Origin of the sequence: Streptomyces sp. NPDC050448 (assembly GCF_040655295.1) — a bacterium.
Classification (GTDB): domain Bacteria; phylum Actinomycetota; class Actinomycetes; order Streptomycetales; family Streptomycetaceae; genus Streptomyces.
On sequence record NZ_JBFAJR010000083.1, the window covers coordinates 1 to 9,202 of the forward strand.

11 protein-coding genes and 1 pseudogene are annotated in these 9,202 nt (G+C 70.3%); 9 read left to right on the top strand and 3 right to left on the bottom strand.

The window, feature by feature from the left end; genetic code table 11:
* Both AB0I68_RS38295 and AB0I68_RS38300 read right to left on the bottom strand, forming a co-directional pair.
* On the bottom strand, nt 1-213 hold a 213-nt coding region (locus AB0I68_RS38295; protein ID WP_363182079.1), incomplete at its 3' end, for a sigma factor.
* 8 nt (nt 214-221) lie between these two features.
* Nucleotides 222-629: a YciI family protein gene (locus tag AB0I68_RS38300; protein WP_363182069.1), complete on the bottom strand. Its 408-nt coding sequence runs from the start codon at nt 627-629 to the stop codon at nt 222-224.
* 349 nt (nt 630-978) lie between these two features.
* On the opposite strand from AB0I68_RS38300, the pseudogene AB0I68_RS38305 reads away from it, so the two are divergent.
* From AB0I68_RS38305 to AB0I68_RS38340, 8 genes and pseudogenes are all read left to right on the top strand, one after another.
* A pseudogene (locus AB0I68_RS38305) lies at nt 979-1,368 on the top strand (hypothetical protein); the annotation flags it as partial.
* Nucleotides 1,369-1,424: 56 nt separating this feature from the next.
* Nucleotides 1,425-1,565 (top strand): hypothetical protein, encoded by a 141-nt coding sequence (locus AB0I68_RS38310; RefSeq protein WP_363182080.1) that lies wholly within the window; start codon nt 1,425-1,427, stop codon nt 1,563-1,565.
* Between the two features lie 643 nt (nt 1,566-2,208).
* On the top strand, nt 2,209-2,874 hold the full coding sequence (locus tag AB0I68_RS38315; protein WP_363182070.1) for a hypothetical protein: 666 nt from the start codon (nt 2,209-2,211) through the stop codon (nt 2,872-2,874).
* A gap of 322 nt (nt 2,875-3,196) precedes the next feature.
* Complete coding sequence (locus AB0I68_RS38320) at nt 3,197-3,790, top strand: WHG domain-containing protein (protein WP_363182071.1); 594 nt, start codon at nt 3,197-3,199, stop codon at nt 3,788-3,790.
* Nucleotides 3,787-4,623 carry an alpha/beta fold hydrolase gene (locus AB0I68_RS38325; protein WP_363182072.1) on the top strand — a complete coding sequence of 279 codons (837 nt, stop codon included), beginning with the start codon at nt 3,787-3,789 and terminating at the stop codon, nt 4,621-4,623. The genes AB0I68_RS38320 and AB0I68_RS38325 overlap by 4 nt, the downstream gene beginning before the upstream one ends.
* A gap of 155 nt (nt 4,624-4,778) precedes the next feature.
* Nucleotides 4,779-5,687: an allantoinase PuuE gene (gene puuE / locus AB0I68_RS38330; RefSeq protein WP_363182073.1), complete on the top strand. Its 909-nt coding sequence runs from the start codon at nt 4,779-4,781 to the stop codon at nt 5,685-5,687.
* 98 nt (nt 5,688-5,785) lie between these two features.
* Nucleotides 5,786-5,956: a hypothetical protein gene (locus AB0I68_RS38335; RefSeq protein ID WP_363182075.1), complete on the top strand. Its 171-nt coding sequence runs from the start codon at nt 5,786-5,788 to the stop codon at nt 5,954-5,956.
* The gene (locus AB0I68_RS38340) at nt 5,953-7,203 is read left to right on the top strand and encodes a M20 family metallopeptidase (protein ID WP_363182076.1); all 1,251 of its coding nucleotides are present in this window, start codon (nt 5,953-5,955) and stop codon (nt 7,201-7,203) included. Before AB0I68_RS38335 ends, AB0I68_RS38340 begins: the two co-directional genes overlap by 4 nt.
* Nucleotides 7,204-7,619: 416 nt before the next feature.
* On the opposite strand, the gene AB0I68_RS38345 is transcribed toward AB0I68_RS38340, so the two are convergent.
* Entirely contained in the window at nt 7,620-8,414 is a 795-nt protein-coding gene (locus tag AB0I68_RS38345; RefSeq protein ID WP_363182077.1) for a DUF4190 domain-containing protein, read from the bottom strand.
* A 212-nt stretch (nt 8,415-8,626) separates the two neighbouring features.
* Between AB0I68_RS38345 and AB0I68_RS38350 the strand changes: the two genes are divergently transcribed.
* On the top strand, nt 8,627-9,181 hold the full coding sequence (locus AB0I68_RS38350) for a GNAT family N-acetyltransferase (RefSeq protein WP_363182078.1): 555 nt from the start codon (nt 8,627-8,629) through the stop codon (nt 9,179-9,181).
* The last annotated feature ends 21 nt before the right edge of the window (nt 9,182-9,202 follow it).

Genomic DNA, 9,202 nt, shown 5'->3' on the forward strand with positions numbered 1-9,202 from the left:
GGCGGTATCCGCCCGGGTTGCGTCGAGGAACCGGCGCCAGGCCACGGTGACCAGCCAGCCCTTCGTATCCCGCGGAGGGCCGGCCGGCCAGACGCGGAGCGCCTCGACCAGCGCGTCCTGCACGGCGTCCTCGGCTGCCGCGAAGTCGGCTCCGCGGCGGACGAGGATGGCGAGCACGCTCGGCGTGAGGCTCCGGAGCAGGGCCTCGTCCATGGATGAGGTCACTCCGTGATGGTGGGCGGCGCGGCCAGGAACGGGCGCACCTCGAGCCACTCGTGGATCGGCTTCCCGCCCGCGCCGGGGGCGGCCGACAGCTCGCCGGCCAGCTCGAGTGCGCGCTCGTAGCTGTCGACGTCGATCACCATCCAGCCGGCGACGAGGTCCTTGGTCTCGGCGAACGGTCCGTCGGTGACCGGCGGGCGCCCCTCACCGTCGTACCGGACCCACGTCCCCTCGGGGGCGAGCGCCTGACCGTCGACGAACTCACCGGTCTCCTCCAGCCGGGCCGCGAAGTCGTTCATGTACTGGCAGTGCGCCGAGATCTCCTCCGGCGTCCACTGGTCCATCGGCACGTCGTTGACCGGGGCCGGGGCGCCGCGGTAGTGCTTGAGCAGCAGGTACTTGGCCATCGTGTTTCTCCTCGGTGCTGGTGCGACCCATTTTCGTCGCTTTCACTGCGGGGACGGAGCCAGGCACGGGTTCTCGACACCACCGTCCGAAATTTTTGGCTCTCGTGGATGAGTGGCCTGTGTGCTGGCGCTTGCGATTTCAACGAGCGTCATCAGAGCGGCACGCCATGTCCCGTATGCCCGGCAGGGCTGGACCGGTGTCGGACTTCCCGCTCAACGATCTGTGGGTCGCGACGTCTGCGTGGGCGGTGGCGGGGGTAGTGCTGGCTGGTTGCCGTGTCGAGGCGGGGGAGGTGGGGCGCCGGTGAGCAGTGTCGGGGCTGATGTGGTGGTCGTGGGCGCGGGGGTGGTGGGCCGGTCGGTCGCGTTCGCGCTTGCGTCGGCGGACCCGGGCCTGCGAGTGGTCCTCTCAAGCCGCGCGGGTTCGGGGGCTTCGCGGGCGGCGGGGGCGATGTTGGGTGTGCTTGGTGAGGTCACCGCGAGCACTCTGCACACACGGCACGGCCGGTTGCGACTGGGCATGGCGGTCGAAGCGGCCGGGCGCTGGAGCCGGTGGCGTGCCCTGGTCCGCGAGGGGGCCCACCTCGGCGCGCGGGCGGGTGACGGTTTCGGCAGCGGAACGTATCTCCTGCTGAATACGGTCTCGGCCCGGCTGGATGAGCGGTCCTTCGCCGCCGTGCCGTCGGCCGCTCTCGAGCATGGCTTGCCGTGTGAGGAGGTCGACCCGGGCGATGTGCCGGTCTACCGGCCATTGGACAACGACCGTGTGCGCGCCCTGTACCTTACCGGCAGCGCATGTCGCAGGTGTACGCGCAGATGCCGGACGGGTACGTGCTGCCCCCCGAGCTGGCTCCGCTCGGCTACGAGCACGGTCCCGGCCTGGTCGAACTCGTGACGGCCCATCTGGACCGGCGCAGTCGGGCAGCCGCCGGCTGAGCCGGACGCGTGGCCGCTGGCTCTCCGCCGTCGGCTGCAAGTGGAGGGGCGGGAAGAAGTTCGCCCACGGCACGAGGCCGTGCGGCGAGTTCCACACCGTGCAGGGCGAGCCGTGCGCGGTGATTGACCACCTCGAACGCCGCCCGCAGCGGTCTGCCCGGCGGATCCTGTGCGTGGGGCGAGGCGAGTGATCCGCGCCCGGATGCGGGCTCATTGGTTCGTGGGGCCGTATCCGGGCGTTCGGCGTGCTTCGGGACTGCAGCGGGGTTGAGCCCCGCGTGGACGGCGACCTGCTCTGATGCCCATCGGCCTCGCCACCTTGCCTTGGGCTGGTTAAGGGCAGATCAACTGAACCTTAAGGGTGTCTGTGGTCTCCTCGCCCCCGCGTCGATCAAGACCGTCGGTGCGAGCGCGGCGCACTCGTCGACCCCTATGGGCGCTGGCGTTGTGACCTGCTTCTTTGAACGCAGTTCGTGAGCCACGAGCCCCGTGGCATGCCCCTCGCAGCGGCCCAAACCTCCTCAAGGCTTGATTCGTGAGGCGGCGACAGGACTGAACCTGCGTGGGATGTCGGCCGTATGCAGGACGTGGGGTGGGAAAGCGTCCATCGGATCGAGGAGTGCCAGTGTCCAGGAAACGGACTATGAGTCTCAAGAAGAAGCTCGTGCTCTCTGTCGTCGCGGGAACCCTCGTGACCGGAGGGGTCGTCGCCACGATGGCGACCGGCAATGCCGCCGTCCCCGGCGAAGTGGTGTGCCCGAGGTCGACGGTGACGTTGTCGGGTGAGGCGGGCGCCCCGGCGGCGACTAGTGGGACGTTCCCGGTGGGAACGAAACTGAAGGTCACGAATCTCGACAACGGCCATGCGACGACCGTGACCGTGAAGGGCCCGTCCGGCAGTTGCGTCCTACTGAACAACGCCGCCTTCGACACAGTACGAGAGCCGGGCAAGAACCTGATCCGACGCGCACGCATCGAACGCGTGGCTGGTGGCAATGACACGCCGGCCCCTGCGACGGATGCGTCCGCCGCGGCAGGTGTGCAGGTCCCGCCGGCCACCGGCGAAGTGGTGTGCCCAGGATCGACGGTGACGCTGTCGGGTGAGGCGGGCGCGCCGGCGGCGAGCAGTGGCACGTTCCCGGTAGGAACGAAACTGAAGGTCACGAATCTCGACAACGGCCATGCGACGACCGTGACCGTGAACGGCCCGTCCGGCAGTTGCGTCCTACTGAACAACGCCGCCTTCGACACAGTACGAGAGCCGGGCAAGAACCTGATCCGACGCGCATGCATCGAACGCGTGCGCTAAGCGACTAGGGCCGGTTCGGGGCCGCCGATGCCACGGCGGGGACACGGGCACGCCGTCCCCGCCGTAGCTTCGGCCCCCGCATACGAATCTTCCGCGGCCCTCGACGATGTCCGGGAGCGGGCGTTCGCTCGCAGGCAGAAGGCGTGTGGTGCGCTGCACTTCGCTGTCATGCGCATTGGCAGCAACTGCCGCGTGTTCGGCGACGGCCCAGCGCTCGGCGAGCCGTCGACGACACACGGGTAACTGCGTGACTGAGCCTTCCATTTGGCTACCTAGGACCTCTAGGTTATAACTAGGGATCCTAGGAACAAGTGGAGGGTGCATGGCGCGGGCAGGACTGACAGCAGAGCGGGTGACCATCGTCGGCGCCGAACTGGCGGACGACGTCGGGCTCGACCGGGTGACCATGTCGCAGGTGGCGCGGCGACTCGGTGTGAAGGATGCAAGCCTCTACGCGCATGTCCGCAGCCTGGAGGATCTGCGCGGACGGATCGCGCTGCTGGCGGCGGACGAGAAGACCATCCGCATCGCGGAGGCCACCGCCGGGCGGGCGGGCAAGGACGCGCTGGTCGCATTTGCCCATGCCTGGAGGGAGTACGCCCACAGGTATCCCGGCCGCTACATGGCGACGCAGACCCCGATCCAGATCGACCCCGAGCTGGCCGCACGGGCGCCCGGACCGCGGCGCGCGGTCGAGCTGACCTACGGCATGCTGCGCGGCTACGGACTGGCCGAGCCCGACCTGACCGACGCGGTCCGGTTGTTGCGCAGCACGTTCCACGGGTTCGTCGCTCTGGAGGCCGCGGGCGGGTTCGCGCACGCGCGCTCGCCCCAGCGCTCCTGGGACCGCGCCCTCGACGCCCTGAACACCCTCCTGGAGCACTGGCCCCCGTCCCGAGAAGGAGACTCCTCATGACCGCTCCGACCATCGGCAGCCTGCGCGTGAACGGCGCGACCCTGCACTACGAAGTACGCGGCCAGGGCCCGCTCCTGCTGCTGATCCCCGGAGGGACGGGCGGCGCGGCCTCCTTCGACGCCATCGCCGACGACCTGGCCGCCGAATACACCGTCGCCACCTACGACCCGCGCGGCATGTCCCGAAGCACACTGGACGACCCGGAGGCCGAGCAGCGAGTAGCCGAGCACGCCGACGACGCGCTGCGGATACTGGACCGCCTGTCGCCCGATGAGCCCGCCCGGGTGTTCGCCGCCAGCTCCGGCGCAATCGCCGCCGTACACCTGCTCGCCACCTGGCCCGAACGCGTCGAACGCGTCGTGGCGCACGAACCGCCGCTGGTGGAGGTCCTTCCGGACGCCCCCGAACACCGTGCGCTCGTCGCACGCGTGCAGGAGACGTTCCGCACCCATGGACTCATGCCGGCGATGGCCGTGTTCGCCGCCGGCCTGAAGAAGGACGGCGACACCACCGAGCCGAAGGCCGAGGTCACCCTTCCGCCCCAGGCAGCGGCTCGGGCCGAGCAGACGATGGCCAACCTGCCGTACTTCATCGGACGCATCGTGCCCAGCTTCATGTCCTACACCCCGGACATCCACCGTCTGGAGACGCTGTCGGACCGGCTCGTGCTCGCTGGTGGCCAGGACTCACGCGGCGAACTGCCATACCGGCCGGCCGCACTCCTGGCCGAGCGTCTCGGTACGGAACTCCTGCACTTCCCCGGCGGGCACACCGGCCTGACCACGCACCCCACCGAGTTCGGCGAACGCCTTCGGAAGGCCTTCCGCGCGTAGCCGAATCAACCTTGCCCGGGTCAACGAACCGAAGATGTCCGCTGAACGTCACATGCACAGTTGCGTGGGGTGGGGAGATTCAGGAACAGCCAAGACCGACTGCCGCGTTCCCCGCCATTCCGACGCGGCGACCGATCGGCGGTAGGGTGCCGCCCGTGTCCGAGCATCAGCGCGATCTCGTCGGCTACGGCGCCGAGCCGCCGCATGCCGCCTGGCCCGGCGGCGCCCGCGTCGCCGTCAGCCTCGTCCTCAACTACGAGGAGGGCGGCGAGCAGAACGTCCTGGAGGGCGACCCCGCCTCCGAGGGCTTCCTCCACGAGCTCGTCGGCGCGCCGCCGGTGGCCGGCGGGCGTGAACTGAACGTCGAGTCGATGTTCGCCTACGGCTCGCGCGCCGGCTTCTGGCGCATCCATCGCACCCTCGCGGCGCACGGCGTGCCGCTCACCGTCTACGCCGTGGCGCAGGCGCTCGAACGCAACTCGGACGCGGCGCGAGCGATGGGCGCCGCCGGCTGGGAGGTGGCGAGCCACGGTTGGCGCTGGATCGACTACCGCCACGTGCCCGAAGCCGCCGAGCGCGCCGACATCGCGCGCTCGATCGCGACGATCGAGCGGCTCGTCGGCCGCCGGCCCGTCGGCTGGTACACCGGCCGGACGAGCCCCAACACGCGGCGTCTGGTCGTCGAGGAGGGCGGCTTCCTCTACGACTCCGACGACTACTCGGACGACTTGCCGTTCTACGTCGAGACGGCGGGCCGCTCGCACCTCGTGGTGCCGTACAGCCTCGATGCGAACGACTTCAAGTTCCTGATCGTCCACGGCTTCACGACCGCCGACGACATGCTCACGTATCTCATCGACACGTTCGACGCGCTCCATGCCGAGGGTTCCGACCGCCCCCGCATGATGAGTGTCGGCATGCACTGCCGGATCATCGGCCGACCCGGCCGCATCCGCGCGCTCGACGGCTTCTTGAAGCACGTCGCACAGCGCGGTGGGGCGTGGGTCGCCACACGCGAGCAGATCGCGCGTCACTGGCTCACCACGCACCCCCCGCCACGCTGAACGCCGAGCCCCGGGGTGGAAAGCGGAGTCGGCCTCCCCCGCCGCCTCGGACTGCATGGGGCGATGGTCGGCGTGGCGGCCGGGGGCGCAGGGCAGAGATGACAGTCGACGTAGGACCCGTGCCGAAGGAGATGTCGTGGGAGGTGAGCCTGGTCGATCCCGGCGGCCTGGACGAACGTACGGACCCGGGCCTGCCCGACGCCGGCCGGCGGATCCTGCGGACGCTGCTGGAACGGACGGCGCGGGACGTGGTGGGGGTGGCCCGGTGACCGGGGCAGACCCGGCCGCCGCGGCCCGGGAGGCACTCTCAGGACTGCTCGCCGGGGCGTACGCCCTACTGCCCGACACCGTGGCCCTGCGCCGGAACATCCACCGCTTCCCCGAGCTGGGGACACATCTCCCCCGCACCCAGCGGGCTGTTCTGGACGCGCTGGCCGGGCTGGGGCTGGACCTGGCCACCGGCTCCCGCCTCAGTTCCGTCACCGCCACCCTCGAAGGCGCCCGGCCCGGGCCCACGGTCTTGCTACGCGCCGACATGGACGCCCTGCCCCTCGACGAGGAGACCGGCCTGGACTTTGCCTCCCAGGTGCCGGGGGCCATGCACGCCTGCGGACACGACACCCACACCGCGATGCTCGTCGCGGCCGCCCGGCTGCTGTCGGCCCGTCGCTCGAAGCTGGCCGGGCGCGTCGTGTTCATGTTCCAACCCGCGGAGGAATCCGGCGGGGGCGCCCTGCGCATGATCGACGAAGGTGTGCTGAGGACCGCTGACGGAAGCAACGTGGACTGCGCCTTCGCCCTGCACATCACCACTCGCCTCGACAGCGGCACCCTCCACGTACGGCCCGGCCCGACCTTCGCGGCCTCCGACCGGCTCCATGTGAGCGTCCGCGGGCGCGGCGGGCACGCCTCCGCCCCGCACCTCGCCCTGGACCCGGTCCCCGTCGCGTGCGAGATCGTCCAGGCGATCCAGACCATGGTCACCCGAACCGTCGACGTCCACGATCCCGCGGTGGTGACCGTCGCCTCGGTCCACGCCGGCACGACGGCCAACGTCATCCCCGCAACGGCAGAGATCGACGGAACCTTCCGCACCCTCTCCCCCGCCACGCGGCAGCTCGTACGCGAGGGCATCGCCCGCGTCGCCCACCACGTCGCCGCCGCCCACGGAACCCACGCCCAGGTCACCCTGACCGAGGGCTACCCGCCCGTCGTCAACGACGCCGCCCGCGCCGCGGCCCTCCACGACACCGCGACCGCGCTCCTCGGAGCCGACCGGGTCCACCACTTGCCCCATCCGTTCATGGGTGCCGAGGACTTCTCCCACGTCCTCCAGCGGGTGCCGGGCGCGATGGCCTTCCTCGGTGCCCGCCCGCCCGGTATCCCGCCCGAGGAAGCCGCCGACCTGCACTCCAACCAGGTCGTCTTCGACGAAGAGGCACTGGCCACCGGAGCAGCCCTCTACGCTGCCGCGGCCCTGCGCCCCGGCATCCCGTCCGTGGCGGAACGCAGGTGAGCGGGTGAGCGGGTGAGACCGCCGGGCAGAGCCCAACGGCCGCCTCAGCGTGCCGCGTGCTCCCTCAGCCCCGACCCGGACAGTTCCACGGCCGGAGGACGACGGCCGTGGCTGCCGCGCCGGACCCGGTTGCGGACCAGGCCCCGACACGACACCGCCGGGCATCGCCCGCAGCATCATCAGGTTCACCGTGAACGTCCTCCCGGACCCCGACGATGCGGATCCCGCCGACGCTCTGGAGACGATGCGTGGACGAGCACCTGGAGCGGGCGCGTGCGGCGCATTCCTTGACCGGTGCGCACTGCTCGGTGCGGACCGTCCGTACGGGATGGGGTGCACCCGCTTCACTTACGCGTCCGCCCAAGTCCACCCAAGTCCGCCCACTGCACCCTGTGGCTCCGACCGACGGCTGCGGCTCAGGAACGGGTGGCGCGGACCGAGCCGGTGCTGGGGCCGCTGGTGTGGCCCAGGAAGCAGGTGACCTCCCGGTCGCCGCGGATCCAAGTGGCGGGCTGCGGGTAGTAGTAGAACACCTCCAGCGTATCCGGGAGTTTCGCGTCGGCGCCCACGTAGTCGGTGAGCGCCTTGCCGGCGCACTTCTCCTCGGCGACCGAGATGACCTTCTCCTTGCCCGGGTAACTCCCGTCCTCCAGGTCGAAGACGCTGTACGCCTCCCCCTCGTGAGGCTCGCCGCAGGGCACGATCTTCACCGAGAAGCCGGCCTCGCCGCCGTTCTTGTCGTCGTACTCCGCCAGTTTGCCGCCGGTGTTGAAGCAGTCCCCCGTGCGGATGTCCTCGACGTCGACGGAGCCCGGGGTGGTGACCTGGCCACTGGTGTCGCGCGTCGGCGGGTGGCCGTCGTCCAGTACTCCGGAGAATCCGAGGATCAGCAGGATCGCGTAGAACGCAATGGTCGCGCCGTGGATGGCGATGGCCGCGATGGCGAAGCCCTTGCCCTTCTCGCCGCGGTTGCGGATCTGGGAGAGGGCGATGATGCCGAGGATCAGCGGGACCAGCGGTATCGCGCAGACGAGCGACATGACGAACGCCACGATGGCCAACGCATTGGTCTTCTGCGGCATCAGCGGCATCTGCGGTGGCGCGTACCAGCCCTGCGGTCCGCCGTACGGCCCGGGCTGCCCCGGCTGTCCGTATGGGCCCGGCTGCGGGTACGGCTCAGGGGACGACGGTGGCTGGGGTGGGATGGACATGCTGGTGGTGCTCCTTGCACAGAGGGTGAGACGCAAGCGCAACCTACAGCCAGGGGGTGACAGCGCCGGGTTGGGGGTCTGACGGGCGCATGGTGCCTGGACCGGATGTCAACGTCGCCGTCCTTCCCGTGGATGGCGTCACGGCCCGCATCGTGGTCCCGCCCAGCGCTCCGCCGCCCGGGCCGGTAGCGTCCGCTCAACGTTGTTGATCAGTGGGGGTAGGACAGGGAGCTGAAGGCCACGGCGCTGGCCGGCACGTACGTGCGACTGGAACCGCTGACGCACGACCATCACGATGGTGCGAGGCAATCCGGGACGGCGAGTTGTGGAATCTTCCCGTGACCCTCGTCCCCCACCCCCACGACGTACACCGGTTCGTCGACGACGCACTCGCCGCTCGCTCCGCCGGCACGCAGCTCGCGTACGCGACCATCGACCTGGCCACCAGGCGCATCGCTGGGTCGACCCGGTTCACGGCGATCAACCTGCCCAACCGCAGACTGGAGATCGGCTTCACCTTCCTGGGCCGCACCTGGCAGCGCACCGCCGTCAACACCGAGGCCAAGCTGCTGATGCTGACGCACGCCTTCGAGGCCCTCGGCATGAACCGCGTCGAGTTCCTCACCGACGTCCGCAACAGCGCATCGCGAGCCGCGATCAGCCGCCTCGGCGCGACCCACGAGGGGTCCTGCGGAGCAATGCTCAGGACCTGTGGATCGGTTCCGGGAAGGCACGCGGAGGGCGTACCTTCCCGCATGATCCCTTGAAGGTCTCCGAGTAGGCCCGCG

What these genes read in the sequence shown, in the direction of transcription:
- AB0I68_RS38300 (WP_363182069.1), bottom strand. Translation starts at nt 629, where the DNA reads ATGGCCAAGTACCTGCTGCTCAAGCACTACCGCGGCGCCCCGGCCCCG.
- AB0I68_RS38310 (WP_363182080.1), top strand. Translation starts at nt 1,425, where the DNA reads ATGTCGCAGGTGTACGCGCAGATGCCGGACGGGTACGTGCTGCCCCCC.
- AB0I68_RS38315 (WP_363182070.1), top strand. Translation starts at nt 2,209, where the DNA reads ATGAGTCTCAAGAAGAAGCTCGTGCTCTCTGTCGTCGCGGGAACCCTC.
- AB0I68_RS38320 (WP_363182071.1), top strand. Translation starts at nt 3,197, where the DNA reads ATGGCGCGGGCAGGACTGACAGCAGAGCGGGTGACCATCGTCGGCGCC.
- AB0I68_RS38325 (WP_363182072.1), top strand. Translation starts at nt 3,787, where the DNA reads ATGACCGCTCCGACCATCGGCAGCCTGCGCGTGAACGGCGCGACCCTG.
- AB0I68_RS38335 (WP_363182075.1), top strand. Translation starts at nt 5,786, where the DNA reads ATGACAGTCGACGTAGGACCCGTGCCGAAGGAGATGTCGTGGGAGGTG.
- AB0I68_RS38345 (WP_363182077.1), bottom strand. Translation starts at nt 8,414, where the DNA reads ATGTCCATCCCACCCCAGCCACCGTCGTCCCCTGAGCCGTACCCGCAG.